Here is a 24380-nt window from a genome sequence, read left to right on the forward strand (position 1 = left end):
AATCCATCGAGGCTCGCTGCGGGCAGCAAACCAAAAATATAGGGAATTAAATCAGATAGCTAAGCGCATAGCGCCAGCTCAGGCAGAAGACGTGACTATAGCGCGGAACGCCAGTGTTGCTCACCGGAAAGAAGGCAGAGGGAGGTAGAAAACAGAGCAGAGTTGTTTGAAAAATACGTCCTGAACAAATTGTCCATAAAATTACAATTATCCGCGGTCTTGCTTCTCGTCTTTGCGGATGAAAATTGTCCTCAGTAGTTGAACACGCCTGATTTGTATCATAAGCCAGGAAATTACTCAAAGTCTTTTCACTTCTTTACCCACTCCGTTTGATTTTGGTTAGTTTATTGCAACCGCTTTACCCTCTATTATTAATAAAAACTTTTTGGGAACGTTCATGGCTAAACCCATTATTACCCTCAACGGGCTAAAGATCGTCATCATGCTGGGCATGCTGACGATCGTTTTAACCGGGGTCCGCTTCGCGGCCGATATCATCGTGCCCTTTATCCTGGCGCTGTTTATCGCGGTGATCCTCAACCCGCTGGTGCAGCGGATGGTGCGGCTGCGCATTCCTCGCGTGCTGGCGATAAGCCTGCTTATCAGCATTATTATCGTTGCGATGGTTTTGCTGGTGGCCTATCTGGGAACGTCCCTGAACGAGCTGGCGCGAACGTTGCCGAAGTATCGCTCCTCGCTGGCGATCCCGCTGCTGCAAATTGAGCCCTGGCTACAGCGGGCAGGCATCGAAGTTTCGGTTGAAGAGCTGCTTAAATACATCGATCCGAATGCCGCCATGACGATTGTGACCAGCCTGCTGGCGCAGCTGTCTAACGCGATGACTTCCATTTTCCTGCTGTTCCTGACGGTAGTATTTATGCTGCTTGAAGTCCCGCAGCTGCCCGCAAAGCTTCAGCACCTTATGGTTCGTCCGGTGGAGGGAATGGGCGCCATTCAGCGCGCGCTCGACAGCGTCTCACGCTATCTGGTGCTGAAAACGGCCATCAGCCTGGTGACGGGGATCGTGGTCTGGGGGATGCTCGTCGCGCTGGACGTGCGTTTTGCCTTCGTCTGGGGGCTGCTGGCCTTTGCGCTTAACTACATCCCCAACATCGGCTCCGTGCTGGCGGCGATCCCCCCTATCCTTCAGACTCTGGTTTTTAGCGGATTATACGACGCGCTGATCCTGCTGGCGGGCTATCTGGTGATTAACCTCGTCTTCGGGAACATTCTTGAGCCACGAATGATGGGACGCGGGCTGGGGCTTTCCACCCTCGTTGTTTTCCTGTCCCTGATATTCTGGGGCTGGCTGCTCGGGCCTGTCGGCATGCTGCTCTCCGTTCCGCTGACCATTATCGTCAAAATTGGCCTTGAGCAGACGGCTGGTGGGCAAAGTATCGCGGTTCTGCTGAGCGATATGAGCCACAGGGCCGATTAATCCTCCATCGACAGCACGGGCTTGCCCGCTCTTCCCGCTTCGCGATAGTAACCCAGTGCCCTCTGCCATTCCGGCAGAGGGTAAAGGGCGACATCGCTGCACCGGCTGGCGCGCAGTTCAGGCCAGATACGCTGAAACTCCGCCTGCCACGCCCCTGCGCTGAGGCTGTCCAGATAGTTGCGGATATGAAACCAGGCCACGCGCGGCAACGCCCGCTGCTGCCGGAAGGTCTGCCCGGAGAGCAGCCCGTAGCAGACAAACGTCCCCCTTTCAGGCATCACGCTCAGAATCGTCTCCGCCAGGCTACCGCCCGTGGCGTCGTACACCACGTCCGCCCGAGAGGCCGCGGCGCTGACCGCCTCCCGGTCGTGCTGTGCGATCGGGACGATCCCCATATCAGCCAGGCGCCCGGCATGTACCGCTGAACGATGGATCCCGTAAACGGCTTCTGCCCCCGCCCGGCGCGCCCACTGGCCAAGGAGGATGGCGCAGTCCGATCCGGCGGCGGTGAGCAGCACCGTTTTCCCGCTCGCAGGATAGCGGTCCAGCATCATCTGCGCGGCAAGCGGGTTGATATAGGCGCGCGCGGCAAGCAGCGAGTCGACGTCGTCCGGAACGGGAACGGCATATTCTGCCGGGCAGTCGACGTAGCACTGCCAGGTTCCCTGCCCGCGCAGCGGCAGCACCCGCTTACCGAGCAGCGCCGCGTAAGCCGCGGGCGCTTCAGCCACTACGCCGACGCCTTCATAGCCGGCGACCGCAGGCAGCGGCGTGCGGTGACGATACGCTCCGGTAACGGGGATGAGATCGGAGGCGTTGACCGGAGCAAAAAGCATGCGCACCCGGAGATCGCCCGGCTTTAGCGCACAAAGCGCGGCGGATTCTGCCTGGAGTACCGATTCAGGCTCGCCAAAACGGCGATACCAGAGAGACAGGTTATGCATTGCCGTCCCGCCAGCCCATTTCAGGAGCGACGTGCTTCAGGATGGACTCAATAACGTGCGCGTTGTACTCCACGCCGAGCTGATTTGGCACGGTGAGCAACAGCGTATCCGCTTCCGCGATCGCTTCATCCTGCTTCAGCTGTTCAATCAGCCTGTCTGGCTCCGCGGCGTAGCTGCGGCCAAAGATTGCCCGCGTTTTTTCATCCAGATAGCCCACGCTGTCGCTCTCATTGCGGCCTGAACCGAAATACATCCGGTCGCGTTCGTCCATCAGGGCAAAAATGCTGCGGCTGACCGAAACGCGTGGCTGTCGCGCGTGCCCCGCATCAGCCCAGGCCTGCCGGTAGGCGCGGATCTGTTTTGCCTGCTGGATGTGAAACGGCTCGCCGGTTTCATCGTCTTTCAGCGTTGAGCTTTGCAGATTCATCCCCAGCTTTGCCGCCCATACTGCTGTTGCATTTGAGCCCGCGCCCCACCAGATACGTTCGCGCAGGCCGTCCGAGTGCGGCTCGAGTCGCAGCAGCCCCGGCGGATTCGGAAACATCGGCTGTGGATTCGGTTTCGCAAACCCCTCACCGCGCAGGACGTCAAGCAGTACCTCCGTGTGGCGGCGCGCCATATCGGATTCGTTTTCACCTTCCTGCGGCACATAGCCAAAATGCCGCCAGCCGTCAATCACCTGCTCCGGGGAGCCGCGGCTGATGCCAAGCTGTAGCCGTCCGCCAGAGATCAGATCGGCCGCACCGGCATCCTCCGCCATATACAGCGGATTTTCATAGCGCATGTCGATCACGCCCGTACCGATTTCGATACGCCTGGTTTTTGCGCCTATCGCAGCCAGCAGCGGGAACGGCGAGCCGAGCTGGCGGGCAAAGTGATGCACCCTGAAATACGCCCCGTCCGCCCCCAGCTCCTCGGCTGCAACCGCCAGGTCGATAGACTGCAGCAGCGCGTCTGCCGCGCTTCGCGTGGCGGACTGGGAGGACGGTGTCCAGTGGCCAAACGACAAAAATCCGATCTTTTTCATAATGACGTATCCTGATGAAGCATTGCGTAATCCCTACTCTACGCATTCACGGATGAGAATAAATGGTGATTATTTAACGGAATGGTTCAAATAAACTGACTAAAAACGCCGTTTGTATCCATCCGGCCATGCGAGGATGGCATTCTCCCGTCATAACATAATGCGATATAGTGTGACGTATTCTCATGTTAACAGGTACTTCAGCAATGGCTCTTATCCCCAAAAACTACGCACGGCTGGAAAGCGGCTACCGTGAAAAAGCGCTAAAAATCTACCCATGGGTTTGCGGACGCTGCTCGCGCGAGTTTGTTTATTCGAATCTTCGTGAACTTACGGTTCACCATATCGACCACGATCACACCAACAACCCGGAAGACGGCAGTAACTGGGAGCTGCTGTGTCTGTTTTGCCACGATCACGAGCACTCGAAGTACACCGAGGCGGACCAGTATGGCACCACCGTTGTCGCGGGTGAGGATGCGCAAAAAGACGTGGGCGTCGCCACGTTTAACCCCTTCGCCGATTTAAAAGCGATGATGAACAAGAAGAAATAATATCGACGGCTTCACTGCCCATACCTGCCGTATGGGCAGTCAGAAAAAGAAAGGTGATGTATTCCAGTCACAGGTTGAACAAGGAGACGGCCTTAATATCGGCTTCAGGATTCACGCGTTTTACAGTCTCTAAAAAAGCAGCGAAGTTTTGATTAAACACCGTCAGATTATTATAAAACTGCACCTGTTTTTCACCGGCTCCCTCAAGATAGCTCACAGACCAGAGCCGCCTGTTATTTACCACTATCGAGCCCGGCTTAATTTTTACGATAGCCGCCAGCTCAATTTTACGGGCATCTCCCTTTATAACCTCGTATAAATACTGCTCATCATAAAAGTAGGTTTTACCTGACGATCCGCCAAACCAGAAAGGATGGGTAGAGATTTTTTTCAATCCCCGACTGTCGGCAACGATACGCTTTGGATGCCGAATACGCCTGACGAAAAAGCGCATCAGCATAATCAGTGCCGCAAAAGACAGCACCACGAAAAGTAAGTTAATGCTCTCCCGCATATTTCATTACCTGCCACGCATAATGCTAAGTGGCGGAGTATAGCGTAGACCTCTAGCTCAGGGAACGAATGCGCTGCAATGGCGGATGGAATCGGAAATGCTTTCGCCCCGACGCGCAACGCGATGTGCCGATCTCCTAACGGTTAAGTGGTATTAATAATTGCTGCCAGGTTGTAAATTTCTCCTTGCCGGACGGGACAAATCGGTTATCGTGCCGGGCAACTCTCTTAGCAACAACACAGTGGGATGCGCTATGGCGATTTTTGATGGTCACAACGACCTGTTGCTTAATCTTTGGCTTCACCATCGCCAGGATCCGGTCACGGCCTTCTTTTCGGGCATCGGGAACGGGCACCTCGATTATCCGCGCATGCAGCAGGGCGGATTTTCCGGCGGGCTGTTTGCCCTCTTCGTGCCGCCGCAGGCGTATATCGCCCGCATGGCGCCGCAGCACGCCGACGAGCCGTGGCAGCCGGTCGACATTCTCTGGCAGCAGCTGGCGATCCTTAAGCAGATCGTCGCGCAATCTGCTGGCCGCGCGCGACTGTGCCTGAGCGCGGCTGATATTGAACGCTGCCGTCAGGACAAGGTGCTGGCGATGGTGGCGCATATTGAGGGCGCGGGCGGTTTCGACAGTGACGGAGACGACCTGCAGGCTTTTTATGCCGCCGGCGTGCGCAGCATTGGTCCATTCTGGAATATTGCTAACCGCTTTGGCACCGGCGTAAACGGCGCCTTTCCCGGCAGCCCGGACAGCGGTCCTGGACTCACCCCGGAAGGTATCGCCTTCATCAGGCAGGCTAACGCCCTGAACATGCTGATTGACGTCTCGCATATGAATGAAAAGGCGTTCTGGGATACCGCCCGCCATTCCTCGGCGCCGCTGGTCGCCACCCACTCCAACGCCCACACGCTGTGCCCGCAGCCGCGTAATTTAACCGATCGGCAGCTGCTGGCTATCCGCAACAGCGGCGGCGTGGTGGGCGTAAATTTCGGCAATGCCTTTCTGCGCGCCGACGGTAAACGCGATAGCGACACCCCGCTGAGCGCTATTGTTCGCCATATCGACTATCTTATTAACATCATGGGTGACGATTGCGTCGCGCTGGGATCGGACTTTGACGGCATTACGCTGCCTGATGAGTTAGGCGACGTGAGTGGTTTACCGCGGCTAATCAGCGCGTTGCGCGATAGCGGCTATGATCAATTAATGCTGGATAAGCTGCTGTGGGGCAACTGGCAAAAGGTATTAAAAAATGTTTGGCAACAATAGGTTGTATTGTAAACGTTAAGTTAATTCCTTACATTTTGCGGGTTGAGCTTTACCCCTCTGTAGCGCATTATTTGATGGCTATCACAAAACCGGCACAAACGATGGTGTTAGTGCCGTATTTTTATAGAGGAAAAAACGATGTGGAAGAAACCTGCTTTTATTGATTTACGCCTTGGCCTGGAAGTGACGCTGTACATTTCCAACCGCTAATCGCTCTGCCCGCCATCCGTGCGGGCATTTTCGTTTGACTACCTGGTCCATCTCCATGTTTATTAAAGTCCTCGGCTCCGCCGCCGGCGGCGGTTTCCCCCAGTGGAACTGTAACTGCGCCAACTGTCAGGGTTTACGCAACGGCACCATCCAGGCTACCCCCCGCACCCAGTCGTCCATCATCGTCAGCGATAACGGCAAAGAGTGGGTGCTGTGTAACGCCTCCCCCGATATCGCCCAGCAGATCGCGCATACGCCGGAACTGAATAAGAAAGACGTTCTGCGCGGGACGCATATCGGCGGCATTATCCTTACCGATAGCCAGATTGACCACACCACCGGGCTGCTCAGCCTGCGCGAGGGATGCCCGCATCACGTATGGTGTACGCCGGAGGTGCATGAGGATCTCTCCAGCGGTTTTCCGGTTTTTACCATGCTAAAGCACTGGAACGGCGGCCTGATTCATCATCCCATCGCCCCGCTCAGCCCGTTTAGCGTGGAAGCCTGCCCGGACCTGGAGTTTACCGCTGTCCCCATTGCCAGTAACGCGCCGCCCTATTCCCCGTGGCGCGACCGCCCGCTGCCGGGCCATAACGTGGCGCTGTTTATCAAAAACCGCCGTAACGGCCAGACGCTGTTCTACGCCCCTGGACTCGGCGAACCCGACGATGCCATCCTGCCGTGGCTTAACAAGGCGGACTGTCTGCTGATTGACGGCACCGTCTGGCAGGACGATGAGCTTCAGGCCGCCGGCGTCGGGCGCAATACCGGTCGCGACATGGGCCACCTGGCGCTCGGGGATGAACACGGCATGATGGCGCTGCTGGCCTCCCTGCCGGCCAGGCGCAAAATTCTGATTCACATTAATAACACCAACCCGATCCTTAACGAGCAATCGCCGCAGCGTCACGCCCTCGCAGAGCAGGGAATAGAGGTGAGCTGGGACGGGATGAACATTACGCTTCAGGACTAACTATGCACATTCGCGAAACGCTGTCGCCGCAAGAGTTTGAACACGCCCTGCGGGCGAAAGGCGCCTACTATCATATCCACCATCCGTACCATATCGCGATGCACAACGGCGAGGCCAGCCGCGAGCAGATCCAGGGCTGGGTGGCGAACCGCTTTTACTACCAGACCACCATTCCGCTGAAAGACGCGGCAATCATGGCAAACTGCCCCGATCCGCACACGCGCCGCAAGTGGGTGCAGCGGATCCTCGACCATGACGGCAGCAACGGCCATGACGGCGGTATCGAAGCCTGGCTTCAGCTGGGCGAAGCCGTAGGGCTCAGCCGCGACGACTTAATCAGCGAACGCCACGTGCTGCCCGGCGTCCGTTTCGCCGTTGACGCTTACGTTAACTTCGCCCGCCGCGCCTGCTGGCAGGAGGCGGCCTGCAGCTCGCTGACCGAGCTGTTTGCCCCGCAAATTCACCAGTCGCGTCTCGACAGCTGGCCGCAACACTATCCGTGGATCAAAGAGGAAGGCTATTTTTATTTCCGCAGCCGCCTCAGCCAGGCCCGCCGCGACGTTGAGCATGGCCTGGAACTGGCGAAGACCTACTGCGATAGCGCAGAAAAGCAGAATCGGATGCTGGAGATCCTGCAGTTCAAGCTCGATATCCTGTGGACGATGCTTGACGCAATGACCATGGCCTACGCGTTGCAGCGCCCTCCCTATCACACGGTCACCGACAAAGCGGCCTGGCACACAACCCGACTGGTATAAGCATGAAAAAGAACGCAATCGTCGCCTTTCGTCGTGGCTATCGCCTGCAGTGGGAAGCCGCTCAGGACAGCCATGTGATCCTCTATCCGGAAGGGATGGCTAAACTTAATGAAACCGCGGCCGCGATCCTCGAACTGGTTGACGGCCAGCGCGATGCGGCAGCGATTATTGCCGAACTCAACGAGCGGTTCCCGGAAGCCGGCGGCGTCGATGACGACGTCGTTGAATTCCTGCAAATTGCTTACCAGCAGAAGTGGATAATTTTCCGTGAGCCAGAATAAAACCGCCGTCAATCCACCGCTGTGGCTGCTGGCGGAGCTGACCTACCGCTGCCCGCTACAGTGCCCCTACTGCTCTAACCCGCTGGATTTTGCCCGGCAGGATCGGGAGCTCACCACCGAACAGTGGATCGAGGTTTTCCGCCAGGCGCGGGCAATGGGCAGCGTGCAGATGGGCTTCTCCGGCGGCGAACCGCTCACGCGTAAAGACCTGCCTGAGCTGATTCGCGCCGCCCGCGATCTGGGTTTTTATACCAACCTGATTACCTCGGGAATTGGCCTGACGGAAAGCAAGCTTGACGCGTTCAGCGAGGCCGGTCTCGATCATATCCAGATAAGCTTCCAGGCCAGCGATGAGGTGCTCAACGCCGCGCTGGCAGGGAATAAAAAAGCCTTTCAGCAGAAGCTGGCGATGGCCAAAGCGGTTAAGGCGCGCGATTACCCGATGGTGCTCAACTTCGTCCTCCACCGGCATAACATCGATCAGATCGATAAAATCATCGAGCTGTGCATCGAACTGGACGCCGACGACGTTGAGCTTGCCACCTGCCAGTTCTACGGCTGGGCGTTTCTTAATCGTCAGGGTCTCCTGCCGACGCGGGAACAGATTGCCCGCGCTGAACGGGTGGTTGCCGAATACCGTCAGAAAATGGCTGCCGCGGGCAATCTGACCAACCTGCTGTTCGTCACGCCCGATTATTATGAGGAACGGCCGAAAGGCTGCATGGGCGGCTGGGGCTCGGTTTTCCTCAGCGTCACCCCGGAAGGGACGGCGCTGCCCTGCCACAGCGCGCGCCAGCTGCCGGTGGAGTTTCCCTCGGTGCTTGAGCAGAGCCTGGAATCCATCTGGTATGACTCCTTCGGCTTCAACCGCTATCGCGGCTTTGACTGGATGCCGGAGCCGTGTCGTTCCTGCGATGAAAAGGAGAAGGACTTCGGCGGCTGCCGCTGCCAGGCCTTTATGCTTACCGGCAGCGCGGACAACGCCGATCCGGTGTGCAGCAAATCGCCGCATCACCATAAAATCCTCGAGGCGCGGCGCGAAGCGGCCTGTAGCGACATGAAAATCGGCCAGCTACAGTTCCGCAACCGTACCCGCTCCCAGCTCATCTACAAAACCCGGGAACTCTGAGGTCCATGGACACCCGCATCGTCGAGCTGGCAGGCGGCATCCGGGCGACGCTGGTTCATCAGCCGCAGGCGACGCGCGCGGCGGCGCTGGCGCGAGTGAGCGCCGGAAGCCATCACGAGCCGCAGCGCTTCGCCGGGCTGGCGCATTTACTTGAGCACCTGCTGTTCCGCGGCGGTCAGGGCTATCAGGACGACGAGCGGCTAATGGCCTGGGTCCAGCGCCAGGGCGGCAGCGTTAATGCCACCACGCTGGCACGCCACTGCGCCTTTTTCTTCGACGTTGCCGCCGATAGCCTGTCCGACGGCGTGGCGCGGCTGCGCGATATGCTGCAGTCGCCGCTGCTTTCGCTGCATGACGTTCAGCGTGAAGTTGCGGTCATTGATGCGGAAAACCGGCTCATCCAGCAACACGATGGCGCAAGGCGCGAAGCCGCGGCGCGCCACGCGATGGATGCACCGGCGGCGTTTCGCCGCTTTCAGGTGGGCAGCCAGGACTCCCTGGGCCATGACGCAAAGGCGCTTCAGGCCGCCCTGCGCGACTTTCACCGCCGCTACTATGTGGCCGGGCGGCTGCAGCTGTGGCTACAGGGGCCGCAGGCGCTGGATGATTTAGCCGGACTTGCCCATACCTTTGCGGCAGGTTTTGCTTCAGGTGAAGCGCCTGAAGCCGCGCCGCCGCTGCGCCTTAGCGCGCCAGCGGAGTATGAGCTGGCGGTGGCGGAGCGCCCCGCCCTGTGGCGCTGCCCGACGATCCGGTTAAATGACAACGTCGCTCTGTTTCGGGAATTTTTACTCGACGACGCCCCCGGCAGCCTGATAGCCGGACTACGGGCGCGCGGGCTGGCCGAAGACGTAGGGTTAGACTGGCTTTATCAGGATGACGAGTGCGGCTGGCTGGCGATTACGCTTGGCGGCGAGCAGCATGAAGCCATAAACGAGCAGGTTACGCACTGGCTGCGGGCGCTACAGCAAACGACGGCGGATCAGCAGCGGCACTACTACCGGCTGGCGCAGCAGCGTTTTAGCGCCCTGTCGGCGCTGGAGCAGCTGCGCCAGCGGGCGTTTGGCTTTGCGCCCGGCGCGTCGCCCGCCGGTTTTTCCGCCTTCTGTGCCGATCTGCTGGCGGCGCCAGCCTCTTATCTGGCCTGCAAAAAAATGGACGTCGATGAAGCTATCGTCAGCCAGGGTTTTGCCCTGCCGCTTCGCCGCTGGCGGCATCAGCGGGCTTCGGATAAGCCCATCGCGTTTACGTTCTACCCGCAGAAAGCGCCAGGCTCGGCGCCACCGCTGCCCGCCGAAGCCGTTCCGCTGCTGCATGTGTCCCCGCAGACGCAGCCGCCAGCGCTTGTCCTGCGCAGGCCTTTTTATTCTCGCGTTGGCTGGTCTGAAGGGGTGGCGATCGGCAGTCAGTTACGCTCTCTCCTTGCCGGGCTACGCCATGTCGGCGGCAGCGGCGAGTGGCAAACGGTCGACGGCAGCTGGCAGCTTACCCTGCGGCTTCCTGACGCCCTCGCGGAGGCGGAACGCATCATCAGAAAAATAGCAGAGTGCCTCGCGCGTCCCGCACCGGCTATTGCGCCAGCGGCGGAAGGCATTGCGATCCGTCAGCTCCTTCAGCAGCTGCCTGAACGCCTTGTCCCGGCTTCACCACCGGAAGGCTGGCTGGCGGCGTTAGCCGGCGGCAGCGCCGGGGACGCGCGCCGGGCAGGCCGGCTGCTTGCCCTGCTTGACGCGCCGGTAAACGCTGACGGCACGCCGCCTGGCGATTTTCCGCGCGGGATCGAACGAATCCCGCACGCCAGCGCGGATTCGGCACTGCTGGTGTTTATCCCCCTGCCGCCGGGCGCGTCGCTCGCCGCGCTGCGGCTGCTGGCGCTGTGGTGTGAGCCGCAGTTTTTCCAGCGCCTGCGCGTGGAGGAGCAGATTGGCTACGTGGTCAGCTGTCGCTATCAGCGCGTTGCCGACCGGGACGGCCTGCTGCTGGCGTTACAGTCGCCTGACCGCTCGCCCCTGAATCTGCTGGGCTGCTGTAAACGTTTTTTGCGTGAGCTGACGCAGTGTGATGAGGCGACATTCGGCGCATTGCGCCAGAAGCTGGCGGCGGAGATCCGTTCCCCGGGGGATGCCAGCGCCACGGCACTGGCTGCCCTGCGCCAGCGCTATGGTTTACCGGTACTGACCCCGCAGGCCATTGACGCTCTGCAACACGACGAGGCGATCGCGCTGGGCCGCGAGATGGCCCGCCGTCGCCGCAGCTGGCGGGTGCTTTTCACAGGCTGACCTGAACCGTTCCCTTCTTCATCTTCATGGTGCTTACGCCAAAAAAAAGCCCCGTACTGAGACGGGGCCTGGCTGCTTTCGCGGTTAGTTATCCAGCGCGTAGGCAATCACGTAGTCTCCACGATCCGGCGACTGGCGCGCGCCGCCGGCGGAAATCAGGATGTACTGCTTGCCGGTTTTCGGTGAAACATAGCTGATAGGGCCGCCCTGGCTACCCACAGGCAGTCGCGCTTTCCACACTTCTTCACCCGTAGACGAATCGAACGCGCGCAGGTAGTAATCCTGGGTTCCGGCAATGAACACCAGACCGCCCTGCGTGGCCAGCGTACCTCCCAGCGTCGGCATTCCGACGGGCATCGGCATACGCATTTTAATCCCAAACGGCCCGGTATCCTGGACGGTACCGACCGGCACCTGCCAGACGATTTTCTGCGTTTTCAGATCGATGGCGGACAGGGAGCCAAACGGTGGTTTCTGGCACGGAATGCCCAGCGGTGACATGAAACGGTTTTTGTTAACCGAGTACGGCGTCCCCTTCATGGGAACGGCGCCCATCCCGGCGTTTACGGCTTCACCGCCCGTGTTGGCCACCGCGCTTTGCGGATCCTGCTTAATCAGCTGAACCCACAGGCCCAGGCGCATGTCGTTGACGAAGATATACTGGTTGTTCGGATCCGTGGACAGACTGCCCCAGTTCATCCCACCCAGCGAGCCCGGGAAGCTAAGGGAAACATCGGTTCCCGGCATCGTGTACAGGCCGTCATAACGCATTGATTTGAAGCTGATACGACAGGCCAGCTGGTCGAACGGCGTTGCCCCCCACATATCCGATTCCTTCAGGGTCTCCGCGCCAATCTGCGGCATACCCACGGAGCGCGGCTGCGTTGCCGGATACTGTTCGCGCGGAATATCGGCCGGTTTTACCGGAACCTCTTTCACTTCCGTAAGCGGTTTACCCGTCAGGCGATCGAGGACGTAAATTTGCCCCGCTTTGGTGCCCACCACCACCGCCGGCTTGTTACCCTCTTTGGTCGGGAAATCAACCAGGCTCGGCTGCATCGGAATATCGAAATCCCAGAGGTCGTTATGCACGGTCTGGTATACCCACTTCTCTTTCCCGGTAGTCGCATCCAGCGCCAGGATTGAGGTGGCGTATTTGTGATCTTCCGGAATACGGTCAGCGCCCCACAGGTCGACGGAGGAACTTCCCATCGGAATAAACACGGTATTCATCGACGCATCCCAGGACATAGGAGCCCAGGAGTTGGCGGAGCTACGTTTGTAGTGTTCGCCCGGCTTCAGAACGTAGTTCGGATCCGGATTACGCGGATCGAACGCCCAGCGCAGCTGGCCCGTGATCACGTCATAACCGCGTACCACCCCGCCCGGCATATCGGTGCTAACGTTATCCGCAACGCGCCCGCCAACCACAATAGTGGTCCCGGCCAGGGTTGGGGCCGACGTTAATACATAGGTTGGATCTGACGCGTCGCCCATCCCTTCATGCAGGTTGACGCTGCCGTTAGTGCCGAAATCAGGGCAGACCTTCCCGTTGTCGGCGTCTAAGGCCATCAGCTTACCGTCAATGGTATTCATCAGGATGCGACGCTGGCACGCTGCGCCCGGCGCGACCTGCGCCGGAAGAACCGGCGTGGAGCCAGCCACGGTCGGCTGCGCCAGCGGTTTAGTGGCATCAAAGTACGCCAGGCCACGGCAGCGCATCCAGATTGCAGACTTGGCGTTGATTTCCGCTTTCCAGATCTCTTTGCCGCTATCGGCATCCACGGCAATCACGTTGTTATGCGGCGTACACAGGAAAACGCGATCGCCTACCTGCAGCGGCGTCTGCTGATCTTCTGCGCCATTGCCGTCCGGGCTTTCCGGAACGTCGCCGGTGTGGTACGTCCAGACCGGCTTCAGGTTTTTCACGTTGTCGCGGGTTATCTGGTCCAGCGCGACAAAGCGGCTGCCGCCGGCAGTGTTGCCGTAGTGATCCCAGTTTTGCTGTTTCGCATCATCCTTGACCGGCACCAGCGGGCGTTTTTCGCCGCTGAAGGCCACGGTCGGATGGGGTTGAAACATCTGAACAAAGGTGACGCCCATGGCGATAATAAGAACCGCGCAGACTCCCCACGCTCCTTTTGCACAGGAAGATTTACCTTCACGTTTACGCAAGGCCGGCCAGGTTGCTGCTGCCAGCAGCATCAGCCCGGCGGGCAACATTAAGCGGGAAACCAGCGGCCAGAAGTCTGCGCCAGCATCGAAAAATGCCCAGATCAGGGTGCCAAGAAACACCAGGGCGAACAGCAGCACGGCGGAGGACTTCCGGCGGAAAAACTGAATTGCCGAGAGCAGGATGAAAATACCGGCAATGAGAAAGTACCAGCTGCCCCCAAGGGTAACGAGCTTAAAGCCGCCGACGGCAAAAAACAGCCCCGTCACAAGAAGTATCACACCGACCAGCAGGCACCACAGCCCCAGCCAGCCGGATGTGCGGGGATTATTGTCTGACATAAAAATGAATCTCCTGATTTCTTTATAAAACAAGGCTAAATTAACAGCTACGATGCTTTAGCCCTGCACAACACAAATTGTTCGTATGCGAAGCATAAATTAAAAATAGCGCGCAGACAAAATGTATTACGTCGGAAGAAAAGAAAACCAGCGAAATAGCAGGGGCTTATCGGGGTGAAATAATTGAATATCGCTAAATAACTCCTCTGCTCTGGAATATTTGACCGGTCAACCGATGCTTATTCGAAGAATATCAGGGATCCACGGCGGAGCGGGCATCATCACATCAGATTTTTACACCCTGGCGTTCAGCCAGCAGATTTAATTCGATAATACCCTTACCCCGGCACGGGAATAGAGGTGAAGTAAGTTTCAGGAAGAAATTATTAATCATTTTATAGAATGCAGCGCGCTGCAAATTCGCTCATTATCAAAACGGAAAATATTATTTTATGCATAAAAGCGAATTCACGGCGTCGACAACATAAACACTATCTAAACACTTACTCAAGACTTAAGACACAAAATCCATAAAAACCATATCACTGCACTCTCACTATGCATTGACTTTCAAACAAGACTAGCGCATATTTTACAGCACAAATTAACAAGACAATTTCTGGAGAACGTTTTCTATGCCAGCCCGTGATTATCCCGATAAGCGCGTAGCTCGCGGTTTAGCAAAGGAGGCAGAGCTGAGGATGTTAAGCGCCCGTATCGATCCGGCGCTGATGGAGTACATCCGCATTACGGCGTATGAAACACGTAAAAGTAAGCAGGAGATCGTGGCGGAAGCGTTAGCGCTTCACCGTCAGAAAAGCCAGATGGGCTCATAAAAAGCCCGGAAGGATGCCGGGCTTTCGTTGATGCCGGGACTAATCCATCAGCGAATTCAACGTCTCCAGCGCCTCAGGCGGCAGCACCAGTTCCGCTGCCGCCAGGTTTTGCCGCAGATGCGCCAGCGACGAGGTACCCGGGATCAGCAGGATATTTGGCGAGCGTTGCAGCAGCCACGCCAGCGCCACCTGCATCGGCGTTGCGTCGAGTGAATCCGCCACCGCCTGTAGCCCGGAAGACTGCAGCGGCGTGAAGCCTCCCAATGGGAAGAACGGCACCCAGGCAATCCCCTGCTGCGCCAGCGAATCGACTAACGCGTCGTCGCCGCGATGCACAACGTTGTACATGTTCTGTACGCACACCACGGAAACCATCTTTTGCGCTTCGGCAACCTGCGAAGCGGTGACGTTACTTAACCCGATATGACGAACCAGACCCTGATGCTGCAGCTCCGCGAGGGTGCTCAGCGGCGCGGCGATCGATCCTTCCGCCGGCCCGTGGGCACTGAACATGATCCGCAGGTTAACCACATCCAGCACGTCCAGCTTCAGGTTTCGCAAGTTGTCATGCACCGCCTTCGTCAGCTCCTGGGCGGAAAACGCCGGTAGCCAGGAGGCGTCATCCCCGCGCCGGGCTCCAATCTTGCTCACGATAGTGAGGTCATCCCGATACGGGTGAAGCGCCTCGCAGATGAGCTGGTTGGTCACATGTGGACCGTAAAAGTCGCTGGTATCAATGTGATTTACCCCCGACTCCACCGCCTCACGCAGCACCGCCAGCGCCGCCTGTTTGTCTTTTGGCGGCCCAAATACGCCAGGCCCGGCAAGCTGCATTGCGCCATAGCCAAATCGTTTAACCGTACGCGTTCCGAGCGTGAACGTTCCGCTTTTATCAATGCTGCTCATGCTGACCTTCCTCGTGAAAAATGATCCGGATTTACAACAGGTTCTGCAACGAAACCATTAGTTAAGCAATAGTAAAATTAAAGTTTAAATTCGCTACGACGATAGTATTGATGTAACCCTGCACCTTCTCTTACGGACGACCGCTATGCTGAAAAATCTGCACGTGATTACCGGTATTATCTTTGCACTCACCATATTCTGTCTGATGCAAGTTGTCACGGGAGGGTTGTTCTACTCTGCCGTGAATAACGATCGACATAACTTCCAGAACTCCGGGGTGCTCAATGCCCAACAGGAGAGCCTGAGCGACAGCGTAAACACGCTGGTTAAAACGCGCGTCACCGTTACCCGGGTGGCGATCCGCTACCTGAAAAACCAGCGCGATCCCGCGTCCCTTGCGGCAATTAATACCCTGCTCGGCACCGCGAACGCCTCGCTGACCAGGGCCGAAACCTATTATAAAAACTGGCAGGACATACCGCAGGTTAACGGCCAGAACGCCGCGCTCACCGCAGAGATGCAGAAAGCGTGGAATCACATGCACGAGGTGATGCGCCTGTCGATTGAGTATCTGCGCGCCGATAACTATCAGGCCTATGGCGACCTGGATGCCCAGCAGGCGCAGGACGATATGGAAGCGGTGTACGCCCGCTGGCGCGCCGAAAACAACGTCCTGCTGAAAGCCGCCGCTGAAGAGAACCAGAGCAGCTTCACCCAGATGCAGTGGACGCTGGCGACGATCTTCCTGACCGTCATCGCCGTGCTGGTGGTGATCTGGCAGGGTTTGCAGCACCTGCTGGTAAAACCGCTTAAGACCATCATGAACCATATTCGCACCATCGCGAGCGGCGATCTGACGCAAAACGTCGATATTTCCGGACGCAACGAAATGGGCCAGCTGGCCGCCGGTCTGCACGAGATGCAGCGGTCGCTGGCGCGCACCGTCAGCGCCGTGCGCGGCAGCACGGACTCCATCTACACGGGCGCAGGCGAAATAGCCGCCGGGAGTAACGACCTGTCTGCACGAACCGAACAGCAGGCCGCCTCGCTGGAAGAGACCGCCGCCAGCATGGAAGAGCTGACAGCCACGGTCAGGCAGAACTCCGACAACGCCCGTCAGGCCACGCTGCTGGCGAAGAACGCCTCCGAAACGGCCGCGCGCGGCGGCCAGGTGGTGGATAACGTGGTGCGCACCATGAACGATATTGCCGACAGCTCGCGGCAAATCGCGCATATTACCGGCGTGATCGACAGCATTGCCTTCCAGACCAACATTCTGGCGCTCAACGCGGCGGTTGAGGCCGCTCGTGCGGGAGAACAGGGCCGCGGCTTTGCGGTCGTGGCAGGCGAAGTGCGCACGCTGGCCAGCCGCAGCGCGCAGGCGGCAAAAGAGATCAAGGGGCTTATCGAGAACTCCGTCAGCCGGGTAAATACGGGCTCTGAACAGGTGAGCGAGGCGGGTGCGACCATGCAGGAGATCGTCGCCGCCGTAACCCGCGTCACCGATATTATGGGTGAAATCTCGTCGGCATCTGACGAGCAGAGCCGGGGTATTGAGCAGGTCAGCCTGGCGGTCTCGCAGATGGACAGCGTAACGCAGCAAAACGCCGCGCTTGTACAGGAGTCGGCAACCGCGGCAGCGGCGCTGGAGGATCAGTCTGAACAGCTGCGCCAGGCGGTGGCGGCATTCAGGCTGAACGCCCAGGAAGCCACTGCATCTCGTCCTAAAAACGTAAAAACGCCCGTACTGCTGCGCCCGTCAACGGCAGGGGCGAACGCGTCAGACGCTAACTGGGAAACTTTCTGAGTGACGGGTGGGCGGGCATATCGCTCGCCTGCCCGGTCAGCGGCTGCGCTTGGCGTGGCGCTCCCAGTTCTCCCGCTTCGCGTCATCTGACTTACGCAGCGAGACGTAGCATGCTCCACTGCCGCCGTGGTTCGGCTGCGCTTCGCAAAATGCCTGCACCTCGTCAAACTCGGTCAGCCAGCGCGCAAGATAGCTGCGCACCACGTTCGGGTGAGTCTTCTGCTCTCGCCCTTTACCATGCACGACGATCAGATTGCGTAAACCGTCGCGTCCGGCCTGGCGAATAAAGGAATACACCATCTGGCGGCACTGCTCCACAGGCTGGCGCAGCAGCGTTAAGCTGGCCTGGCGGGAATATTTACCGGAGCGCAATTTTTCAAAGACTCCCTGCTGTACCCCTTCACGCTGGAACATCAGCGGTTCTTCAAGCGGCAGCAGTTCCAGAAATCCCAGCGTCAGAAAATTGTCGAGCTGCTCAGTATCGATCTCCTGACGCGCCCGCGCGTTGCGGCTCTGCTGCCAGTGAATATCCGCGCAGCGTTTCAGCGGCTGGACATCCTCCATGGCGTCAAGAAAAAGTGATTTGTCGTCAGGGTTCATGGAAATCCTCCGGCTGCATCTGAGCCTGTACTATACCTGCGCCCGATACGGGTCTCAACAACCCCGGGTAAGGGCAAATATTTACCCGATGAATATATATAAATATAACCCGAAAAATATTTAATCGAAACTTAACGTAAATTTTAGCCTTAATAAATAAAATAATTTACGTTAAAAATTCGTGAAATCAGTCACTCAACGCCCTTCTCTTTTAAAGAAAACCTGTTATAACTTATTAAACCTGCCAAAGGGATAATACATGTAGGATCCCCGAAAGGATGCACGACCGTGTGTACTGTAGGGTCTGTCTGATGTCGGGCAGACTCTATTTTTTTATTGTCGATATTATCAGCAAATAATATTCCCGGCTTCCCTTCTGAATAGCGTTATTAACGATTCGGCAAGCGGGGTCTGGCGCGAATCTCGTCGCTGAATTAAATAATATGCCGCTTTGGGAAGGGATTCGGCAACCGGCAGCATCACCAGACGGTGCGCCAGCAGCGGGTCACAGCCCAGCTCCTGCGGCAAAATGCTGATAAAGTCACTTTGCGCCACCAGGCTGATACAGGAAGAAAAGGTCTCACAGACTACGCCAATTCGCGGTATTTGCGCGCGGTGGGTAAAGGTATCCTGCAGCTGCTTATAATAACTTCCGCGAGGGGTTGGCATTGTCCAGCTATATTGCAGAAGTTCATTAATGGAGGTTGCTCCCGTCGCCGGATGCCCTTCCCGACAAAAAACGGCAAACGGTTTTTCAAACAGCTTTTCAAACGTAAATTCGTGATCGTACGGCCCCTGATAATAGGTGTTGATGGTAAAATCCAGCTCGCCCTGGCGTAACTCATTTATCATCGAAACCAGCTGGCCTTCCATAATTCGCACGTTGACCTGAGGATGCCGCGCGTGAAAGCGCGTAATCACTCTCGGCATCAGGCTGCGTGAGATGCTTGCCCCCATGCCTATACTGATCTGCCCCGCAAGCTCGCCCTGACGCTGGCGGATGTCATCCTGCGCGGCGCGCAGCTCTTCCAGAATCAAATTTGCGCGGTGGTAAAACCCTTCCCCGCACTCGGTCAGGGCGACGCCTTTGCTCCGGCGCACAAACAGCTGTGCCGCCATCCCCTCCTCCAGCTCTTTGATGGATTTGGTCAGCGCGGGCTGCGAGAGGTTAAGCGTCCTGCTGGCGCCGCGAATGCTGCCCTGGCGCGCCACTTCAACAAACGCCCTGATTTGATGAAATTTAATCTGAAATGACATATCGCGACCGATAACCGTTGTTTATCAGAGTAAAGAAACTGTCATCTACTTTAATGGAAAGGGATGTGCGAGGGTAATTCCTGAACGGTTAAAACTGTGAAAAATCGGTTAGTGATAAGTAAAAACTATCACAGCGTGAAGCAGTTCACATATTTTAATGATGACAGGAACAGATATGGACACACTGGCGCAGTACATCCAGACGTTAACCCCGCAGCTGAGCGCGTGGCGTCGCGATTTTCACCATTTTGCGGAATCCGGCTGGGTAGAGTTTCGTACCGCGGCGAAAGTTGCGGAAATCCTCGACTCGCTGGGTTACGAACTGGCGATGGGCCGCGACGTGGTGGATGCCGAAAGCCGAATGGGGTTGCCCGACGATGCCACCCTTTCGCGAGAGTTTGACCGGGCCCGCGCGCAGGGCGCGCCCGAGAAATGGCTCGCCCCGTTCGAAGGGGGATTCACCGGCATCGTCGCTACCCTGAATACCGGCCGTCCCGGCCCGACCCTGGCCTTTCGCGTGGACATGGACGCGCTTGATCTGAGCGAGGCGCTTGACGACAGCCATCGCCCGTTCCGCGAGGGTTTTGCCTCCTGCAACCCCGGCATGATGCACGCCTGCGGCCACGACGGGCACACCACCATCGGCCTGGGTCTGGCGCAGGTGCTTAAGCAGAATGAAGCGCGGCTCAACGGCACCGTCAGGCTGATCTTCCAGCCCGCCGAAGAGGGCACGCGCGGCGCGCGCGCCATGGTAGCCGCAGGCGCGCTGGACGGCGTGGACTATTTTACCGCCATCCACATAGGGACCGGCGTGCCTGCCGGAACGGCGGTCTGCGGCAGCGATAACTTTATGGCGACCACCAAATTTGACGCGCGCTTTACCGGCGTCGCCGCACACGCGGGCGGTAAGCCGGAGGATGGCCGTAACGCCCTGCTCGCGGCGGCCCAGGCCGCTATCGCGCTGCACGGCATTGCGCCCCACAGCGAAGGCGCGTCCCGCGTCAACGTGGGGGTGATGCAGGCGGGCAGCGGACGCAACGTGGTGCCCGCCAGCGCGCTGCTTAAGGTTGAAACCCGCGGCGAAAGCGACGCAATTAACCAGTACGTCTTTGACCGCGCGCAGGCGGTAATTCACGGCGCAGCGGCGCTTTACGGCGTATCGGCTGAGATAAGCCTGATGGGGGCGGCGACCTCCAGCGCCCCCTCTCCGGCCTGGGTCGACTACCTTCGCGAACAGGCAGGCCAGGTTTCCGGCATTGCTCGCGCCATTGACAGGGTCAACGCGCCTGCCGGCTCCGAAGATGCGACGCTGATGATGGCCCGCGTGCAGCAGAACGGCGGAATGGCCTCCTACATGGTGTTCGGCACCGGGCTCAGCGCCGGACATCACAACGAAAAATTCGATTTCGATGAGCAGGTGATGAACGTTGCCATCGAAACGCTGGCGCGAGCTGCGCTTAATTTCCCGTGGACGCGAGGTGTGTAATGCAGGAGAACTACGCTTTTATCGCCGATGCCATCGACACGCGATGTCGGACGTTTACCGATATTGCCGACGACATCTGGGATCATCCCGAAACGCGTTTTGAAGAGTTCTGGTCAGCCGAACGGCTTGCCGGCGCGCTGGAGGCCGAGGGCTTTACCCTGACGCGGGAAGCCGGCGGCATTCCCAACGCCTTTATTGCCAGCTACGGCAGCGGCAGGCCCGTTGTTGCCCTGCTGGGCGAGTACGACGCGCTGGCAGGATTAAGCCAGCAGGCACATTGCGCGACGGCGCAATCCGCCACGCCGGGGGCGAACGGCCACGGCTGCGGGCATAACCTGTTAGGTGCCGCTGCCGTCGCCGGCGCGGTGGCGGTGAAAAGCTGGCTGGAGCAGCACGGCGGCGACGGAACGGTGCGTTTTTACGGCTGCCCGGGCGAGGAAGGCGGCTCAGGTAAAACCTTCATGGTGCGTGAAGGGTTATTTGACGATGTGGACGCCGCCGTCACCTGGCACCCGGAAGCCTTCGCCGGGATGTTTAACGTCAGCACGCTGGCCAATATTCAGGCCGCCTGGCGGTTTAAGGGGATCGCGGCCCATGCGGCAAACTCTCCGCATCTGGGACGCAGCGCGCTGGACGCCGTGACGCTGATGACCACCGGCACCAACTTCCTCAACGAACACATCATTGAGAAAGCGCGCGTCCATTACGCCATTACCGATACCGGCGGCATTTCCCCCAACGTGGTGCAGGCCCAGGCTGAGGTGCTGTACCTCATCCGCGCCCCGGAGATGGCCGATGCGCAGCAGATTTACGAACGCATCGAGAAAATCGCCCAGGGCGCGGCGATGATGACCGAAACCACCGTCGAGTGTCGCTTTGATAAAGCCTGCTCAAGCTATCTGCCAAACCGCACGCTCGAGGCGGCGATGTACCGCGCGTTGCAGCATTACGGCACGCCGGCATGGACGGAAGAGGAGCGGGACTTCGCCCGTGAAATTCGGGCTACGCTGACCCCGAACGACCTGCAAAACAGCCTGAAAAATATTGCCGCCACCGGTGGGGAGGCGGGTAAAGCCTTTGCACGCCGTCACCAGGAGACGCTGCTGGTGGATGAAGTCGCCCCCTATGCCATCACCGACAACGTGCTGGCGGGGTCAACCGACGTGGGCGACGTCAGCTGGAAAATGCCGGTCGCCCAGTGCTTCAGCCCCTGCTTTACCGTCGGTACGCCGCTGCATACCTGGCAACTCGTGGCGCAGGGGCGTACCTCCATTGCCCATAAAGGCATGCTGCTGGCCGGAAAAGTGATGGGGGCCACGGCGCTCAACCTGCTACAGGATGCCGACCTGCTGAATAAATGCCGTGAAGAGTTCGAACAACAAACACAAGAAAAACCGTACGCGTGTCCGATCCCACCGGGCGTGACGCCGTCACCTTTAAAATAAAAAAACACAACACAACAACACAACAGTCCCGAGGAACGCCCATGAGTATGTCATCCATACCTTCGCATTCCCCATCCGGTAAGCTCTATGGCTGGGTTGAAAGGATCGGCAATAAAGTGCCGCACCCTTTCCTGCTTTTTATCTATCTGATTGTAATTTTGATGGTCGCGACTGCCGTGCTGTCGGCCTTTGATGTCAGCGTGCGCAGCCCGGCCGACGGCAGCATGGTGGCGGTAAAAAACCTGCTCAGCGTTGAAGGGCTGCACTGGTTTTTACCGAACGTGATTAAAAACTTCAGCGGGTTTGCCCCCCTGGGCGCCATTCTGGCGCTGGTGCTGGGAGCGGGACTGGCCGAACGCGTGGGCCTGCTGCCCGCGCTGATGGTGAAGATGGCCTCTCACGTCAGCGCGCGCTACGCCAGCTACATGGTTCTGTTTATCGCCTTTTTCAGCCATATCTCGTCCGACGCCGCGCTGGTGATCATGCCGCCGATGGGGGCGCTGATTTTCCTCGCCGTTGGCCGCCACCCTGTTGCAGGGCTGCTGTCGGCGATAGCGGGCGTGGGCTGCGGGTTTACCGCTAACCTGCTGATCGTTACCACCGACGTGCTGCTTTCCGGCATCAGTACCGAGGCCGCTAAAACCATCGACGCCGCCGTGCACGTCAGCGTGATCGACAACTGGTACTTTATGGCCAGCTCGGTGATTGTCCTGACGATCGTCGGCGGGCTGATTACCGATAAAATCATCGAGCCGCGCCTGGGTAAATGGGAAGGACGCAGCGATGAAAAGCTGGAGACGCTGAGCAAAGAGCAGCAGTTTGGCCTGCGCGTCGCGGGGATCGTCTCGCTGGCGTTTGTCGCGGCGGTGGCGCTGATGGTGGTACCGGAAAACGGCGTGCTTCGCGACCCGGTTAAGCACACCGTTCTGCCTTCGCCCTTCATTCAGGGCATTGTGCCGCTGATTATCCTCTTCTTCTTTGTCGTTTCGCTCGCGTACGGCATCGCCACCGGCAAAATACGCCGACAGGGGGATCTGCCGCACCTGATGATCGAGCCGATGAAAGAGATGGCCGGGTTCATTGTGATGGTGTTTCCGCTGGCGCAGTTCGTGGCCATGTTTAACTGGAGCAACATGGGCAAGTTTATGGCCGTTAGCCTGACGGACGCGCTGGAGGCGGCGGGGTTAAGCGGCGTTCCGGCGTTTGTTGGCCTGGCGCTGCTGTCATCCCTGCTGTGCATGTTTATTGCCAGCGGTTCGGCTATCTGGTCAATTCTGGCCCCCATCTTTGTACCGATGTTTATGATGCTGGGCTTCCACCCGGCGTTCGCCCAGATCCTGTTCCGCGTCGCCGACTCGTCGGTGATCCCGCTGGCGCCCGTCTCCCCCTTCGTGCCGCTGTTTTTGGGCTTCCTGCAACGCTACAGGCCGGAGGCCAGACTGGGTACCTACTATTCGCTGGTCTTGCCCTATCCGCTTATCTTTTTAGGGGTATGGCTGGTGATGCTGGTGGCGTGGTATCTTGTCGGCCTGCCGATTGGGCCGGGTATTTACCCGAGGCTGAACTGAAGGAATATTGATGCTGAGATTACTCGAAGACAAGATTGCGACGCCGCTGGGTCCGCTGTGGGTTATCGCGGATGAAGCGTTCAATCTGCGCGCCGTTGAATGGGAAGAACACAGCGACCGGATGGTTGAGTTGCTCAACATCCATTATCGCGCCCAGGGTTACGAGCGCATCGCCGCCAGCAATCCGGGCGGGCTAAGCGATAAGCTGAAGGCCTACTTCGAAGGCGATCTCGGCATCATTACTACCCTGCCAACCGCTACGGCGGGAACCCCTTTTCAGCGCGAGGTGTGGCAGGCGCTGCGTAATATCCCCTGTGGCCAGGTGATGCACTATGGTCAGCTGGCAGAGCAGCTTGGCCGTGCCGGCGCGGCGCGCGCGGTGGGTGCGGCAAACGGCTCTAACCCGGTCAGCATTGTCGTGCCTTGCCACCGCGTCATTGGACGCAACGGCACCATGACCGGCTATGCCGGGGGCGTGCAGCGCAAGGAGTGGCTGCTGCGTCATGAAGGGTATCTGCTGCTGTAGATCCCAGGCTTTTAGTGCTTAATTTTCTTCCGGTTAGGCCAATAATCCTTAATCA

22 protein-coding genes are annotated in these 24380 nt (G+C 58.4%); 15 read left to right on the forward strand and 7 right to left on the reverse strand.

Annotated features, from left to right (window positions below; all coding sequences use genetic code 11):
- Window positions 1-397 precede the first annotated feature (397 nt).
- Entirely contained in the window at window positions 398-1438 is a 1041-nt protein-coding gene (locus tag MOQ06_RS11435; protein ID WP_148418793.1) for an AI-2E family transporter, read from the forward strand.
- On the opposite strand, the gene MOQ06_RS11440 is transcribed toward MOQ06_RS11435, so the two are convergent.
- Both MOQ06_RS11440 and MOQ06_RS11445 read right to left on the reverse strand, forming a co-directional pair.
- Window positions 1435-2382, reverse strand: a complete 948-nt coding sequence (locus MOQ06_RS11440; protein WP_242173031.1) for a zinc-dependent alcohol dehydrogenase family protein — start codon at window positions 2380-2382, stop codon at window positions 1435-1437. The two genes, MOQ06_RS11435 and MOQ06_RS11440, sit on opposite strands and share 4 nt — an antisense overlap.
- On the reverse strand, window positions 2375-3409 hold the full coding sequence (locus MOQ06_RS11445; protein WP_242173032.1) for an LLM class flavin-dependent oxidoreductase: 1035 nt from the start codon (window positions 3407-3409) through the stop codon (window positions 2375-2377). Before MOQ06_RS11445 ends, MOQ06_RS11440 begins: the two co-directional genes overlap by 8 nt.
- Before the next feature lie 206 nt (window positions 3410-3615).
- Between MOQ06_RS11445 and yajD the strand changes: the two genes are divergently transcribed.
- Window positions 3616-3963: an HNH nuclease YajD gene (gene yajD / locus MOQ06_RS11450; RefSeq protein ID WP_006808895.1), complete on the forward strand. Its 348-nt coding sequence runs from the start codon at window positions 3616-3618 to the stop codon at window positions 3961-3963.
- Window positions 3964-4030: 67 nt separating this feature from the next.
- Here the strand turns inward: yajD and MOQ06_RS11455 are convergent, their stop codons facing one another.
- Window positions 4031-4477 (reverse strand): hypothetical protein, encoded by a 447-nt coding sequence (locus MOQ06_RS11455; RefSeq protein ID WP_176610473.1) that lies wholly within the window; start codon window positions 4475-4477, stop codon window positions 4031-4033.
- A 253-nt stretch (window positions 4478-4730) separates the two neighbouring features.
- On the opposite strand from MOQ06_RS11455, the gene MOQ06_RS11460 reads away from it, so the two are divergent.
- From MOQ06_RS11460 to pqqF, 7 genes are all read left to right on the forward strand, one after another.
- A complete protein-coding gene (locus MOQ06_RS11460) occupies window positions 4731-5750 on the forward strand; it encodes a dipeptidase (protein ID WP_242173035.1) in 1020 nt (339 codons plus the stop codon).
- A gap of 138 nt (window positions 5751-5888) precedes the next feature.
- On the forward strand, window positions 5889-5960 hold the full coding sequence (gene pqqA, locus MOQ06_RS11465) for a pyrroloquinoline quinone precursor peptide PqqA (protein ID WP_002905689.1): 72 nt from the start codon (window positions 5889-5891) through the stop codon (window positions 5958-5960).
- Between the two features lie 55 nt (window positions 5961-6015).
- Window positions 6016-6933 (forward strand): pyrroloquinoline quinone biosynthesis protein PqqB, encoded by a 918-nt coding sequence (gene pqqB, locus MOQ06_RS11470; RefSeq protein WP_242173039.1) that lies wholly within the window; start codon window positions 6016-6018, stop codon window positions 6931-6933.
- 2 nt (window positions 6934-6935) lie between these two features.
- The gene (gene pqqC, locus MOQ06_RS11475) at window positions 6936-7691 is read left to right on the forward strand and encodes a pyrroloquinoline-quinone synthase PqqC (RefSeq protein ID WP_242173041.1); all 756 of its coding nucleotides are present in this window, start codon (window positions 6936-6938) and stop codon (window positions 7689-7691) included.
- Between the two features lie 2 nt (window positions 7692-7693).
- Window positions 7694-7972: a pyrroloquinoline quinone biosynthesis peptide chaperone PqqD gene (pqqD, locus tag MOQ06_RS11480; protein WP_148418805.1), complete on the forward strand. Its 279-nt coding sequence runs from the start codon at window positions 7694-7696 to the stop codon at window positions 7970-7972.
- Window positions 7959-9101: a pyrroloquinoline quinone biosynthesis protein PqqE gene (pqqE, locus tag MOQ06_RS11485; RefSeq protein ID WP_176610476.1), complete on the forward strand. Its 1143-nt coding sequence runs from the start codon at window positions 7959-7961 to the stop codon at window positions 9099-9101. Before pqqD ends, pqqE begins: the two co-directional genes overlap by 14 nt.
- 5 nt (window positions 9102-9106) lie before the next feature.
- Complete coding sequence (pqqF, locus tag MOQ06_RS11490) at window positions 9107-11380, forward strand: pyrroloquinoline quinone biosynthesis protein PqqF (RefSeq protein ID WP_242173043.1); 2274 nt, start codon at window positions 9107-9109, stop codon at window positions 11378-11380.
- Window positions 11381-11464: 84 nt separating this feature from the next.
- On the opposite strand, the gene MOQ06_RS11495 is transcribed toward pqqF, so the two are convergent.
- A complete protein-coding gene (locus tag MOQ06_RS11495) occupies window positions 11465-13894 on the reverse strand; it encodes a membrane-bound PQQ-dependent dehydrogenase, glucose/quinate/shikimate family (protein WP_242173045.1) in 2430 nt (809 codons plus the stop codon).
- Window positions 13895-14529: 635 nt separating this feature from the next.
- On the opposite strand from MOQ06_RS11495, the gene MOQ06_RS11500 reads away from it, so the two are divergent.
- Complete coding sequence (locus MOQ06_RS11500; RefSeq protein ID WP_148418813.1) at window positions 14530-14730, forward strand: hypothetical protein; 201 nt, start codon at window positions 14530-14532, stop codon at window positions 14728-14730.
- A gap of 39 nt (window positions 14731-14769) precedes the next feature.
- Here the strand turns inward: MOQ06_RS11500 and MOQ06_RS11505 are convergent, their stop codons facing one another.
- The gene (locus MOQ06_RS11505; protein ID WP_242173047.1) at window positions 14770-15636 is read right to left on the reverse strand and encodes an aldo/keto reductase family oxidoreductase; all 867 of its coding nucleotides are present in this window, start codon (window positions 15634-15636) and stop codon (window positions 14770-14772) included.
- Between the two features lie 145 nt (window positions 15637-15781).
- Here MOQ06_RS11505 and MOQ06_RS11510 point away from each other — a divergent pair, with 145 nt between their 5' ends.
- Window positions 15782-17443: a methyl-accepting chemotaxis protein gene (locus MOQ06_RS11510; protein ID WP_148418817.1), complete on the forward strand. Its 1662-nt coding sequence runs from the start codon at window positions 15782-15784 to the stop codon at window positions 17441-17443.
- 36 nt (window positions 17444-17479) lie between these two features.
- On the opposite strand, the gene smrA is transcribed toward MOQ06_RS11510, so the two are convergent.
- Window positions 17480-18043: a DNA endonuclease SmrA gene (gene smrA / locus MOQ06_RS11515; RefSeq protein ID WP_242173049.1), complete on the reverse strand. Its 564-nt coding sequence runs from the start codon at window positions 18041-18043 to the stop codon at window positions 17480-17482.
- 348 nt (window positions 18044-18391) lie between these two features.
- On the reverse strand, window positions 18392-19300 hold the full coding sequence (locus tag MOQ06_RS11520) for a LysR family transcriptional regulator (protein ID WP_242173051.1): 909 nt from the start codon (window positions 19298-19300) through the stop codon (window positions 18392-18394).
- 175 nt (window positions 19301-19475) lie between these two features.
- Here MOQ06_RS11520 and MOQ06_RS11525 point away from each other — a divergent pair, with 175 nt between their 5' ends.
- The 4 genes from MOQ06_RS11525 to ogt are packed head-to-tail and all read left to right on the forward strand — an operon-like array spanning window position 19476 to window position 24325.
- Window positions 19476-20786, forward strand: a complete 1311-nt coding sequence (locus MOQ06_RS11525) for a M20 family metallo-hydrolase (protein ID WP_242173053.1) — start codon at window positions 19476-19478, stop codon at window positions 20784-20786.
- Window positions 20786-22231 carry a M20 family metallopeptidase gene (locus MOQ06_RS11530; RefSeq protein WP_242173056.1) on the forward strand — a complete coding sequence of 482 codons (1446 nt, stop codon included), beginning with the start codon at window positions 20786-20788 and terminating at the stop codon, window positions 22229-22231. The genes MOQ06_RS11525 and MOQ06_RS11530 overlap by 1 nt, the downstream gene beginning before the upstream one ends.
- Before the next feature lie 41 nt (window positions 22232-22272).
- Window positions 22273-23799, forward strand: coding sequence for a p-aminobenzoyl-glutamate transporter (gene abgT / locus MOQ06_RS11535; RefSeq protein WP_242173058.1), 1527 nt, complete (start codon window positions 22273-22275; stop codon window positions 23797-23799).
- A gap of 10 nt (window positions 23800-23809) precedes the next feature.
- The gene (gene ogt, locus MOQ06_RS11540) at window positions 23810-24325 is read left to right on the forward strand and encodes a methylated-DNA--[protein]-cysteine S-methyltransferase (RefSeq protein ID WP_148418829.1); all 516 of its coding nucleotides are present in this window, start codon (window positions 23810-23812) and stop codon (window positions 24323-24325) included.
- Window positions 24326-24380 lie beyond the last annotated feature (55 nt).

Origin of the sequence: Enterobacter sp. I4, from assembly GCF_022669095.1 — a bacterium.
Lineage (GTDB): Bacteria > Pseudomonadota > Gammaproteobacteria > Enterobacterales > Enterobacteriaceae > Enterobacter > Enterobacter pasteurii.

Coding starts and splice junctions, on each gene's coding strand:
- abgT (WP_242173058.1), top strand. CDS start 22,273: ATGAGTATGTCATCCATACCTTCGCATTCCCCATCCGGTAAGCTCTAT.
- MOQ06_RS11505 (WP_242173047.1), bottom strand. CDS start 15,636: ATGAGCAGCATTGATAAAAGCGGAACGTTCACGCTCGGAACGCGTACG.
- yajD (WP_006808895.1), top strand. CDS start 3,616: ATGGCTCTTATCCCCAAAAACTACGCACGGCTGGAAAGCGGCTACCGT.
- MOQ06_RS11500 (WP_148418813.1), top strand. CDS start 14,530: ATGCCAGCCCGTGATTATCCCGATAAGCGCGTAGCTCGCGGTTTAGCA.
- MOQ06_RS11530 (WP_242173056.1), top strand. CDS start 20,786: ATGCAGGAGAACTACGCTTTTATCGCCGATGCCATCGACACGCGATGT.
- pqqD (WP_148418805.1), top strand. CDS start 7,694: ATGAAAAAGAACGCAATCGTCGCCTTTCGTCGTGGCTATCGCCTGCAG.
- MOQ06_RS11435 (WP_148418793.1), top strand. CDS start 398: ATGGCTAAACCCATTATTACCCTCAACGGGCTAAAGATCGTCATCATG.
- pqqC (WP_242173041.1), top strand. CDS start 6,936: ATGCACATTCGCGAAACGCTGTCGCCGCAAGAGTTTGAACACGCCCTG.
- MOQ06_RS11460 (WP_242173035.1), top strand. CDS start 4,731: ATGGCGATTTTTGATGGTCACAACGACCTGTTGCTTAATCTTTGGCTT.
- MOQ06_RS11510 (WP_148418817.1), top strand. CDS start 15,782: ATGCTGAAAAATCTGCACGTGATTACCGGTATTATCTTTGCACTCACC.
- pqqF (WP_242173043.1), top strand. CDS start 9,107: ATGGACACCCGCATCGTCGAGCTGGCAGGCGGCATCCGGGCGACGCTG.
- MOQ06_RS11525 (WP_242173053.1), top strand. CDS start 19,476: ATGGACACACTGGCGCAGTACATCCAGACGTTAACCCCGCAGCTGAGC.
- MOQ06_RS11455 (WP_176610473.1), bottom strand. CDS start 4,477: ATGCGGGAGAGCATTAACTTACTTTTCGTGGTGCTGTCTTTTGCGGCA.
- MOQ06_RS11440 (WP_242173031.1), bottom strand. CDS start 2,382: ATGCATAACCTGTCTCTCTGGTATCGCCGTTTTGGCGAGCCTGAATCG.
- smrA (WP_242173049.1), bottom strand. CDS start 18,043: ATGAACCCTGACGACAAATCACTTTTTCTTGACGCCATGGAGGATGTC.
- ogt (WP_148418829.1), top strand. CDS start 23,810: ATGCTGAGATTACTCGAAGACAAGATTGCGACGCCGCTGGGTCCGCTG.
- MOQ06_RS11520 (WP_242173051.1), bottom strand. CDS start 19,300: ATGTCATTTCAGATTAAATTTCATCAAATCAGGGCGTTTGTTGAAGTG.
- MOQ06_RS11495 (WP_242173045.1), bottom strand. CDS start 13,894: ATGTCAGACAATAATCCCCGCACATCCGGCTGGCTGGGGCTGTGGTGC.
- pqqB (WP_242173039.1), top strand. CDS start 6,016: ATGTTTATTAAAGTCCTCGGCTCCGCCGCCGGCGGCGGTTTCCCCCAG.
- MOQ06_RS11445 (WP_242173032.1), bottom strand. CDS start 3,409: ATGAAAAAGATCGGATTTTTGTCGTTTGGCCACTGGACACCGTCCTCC.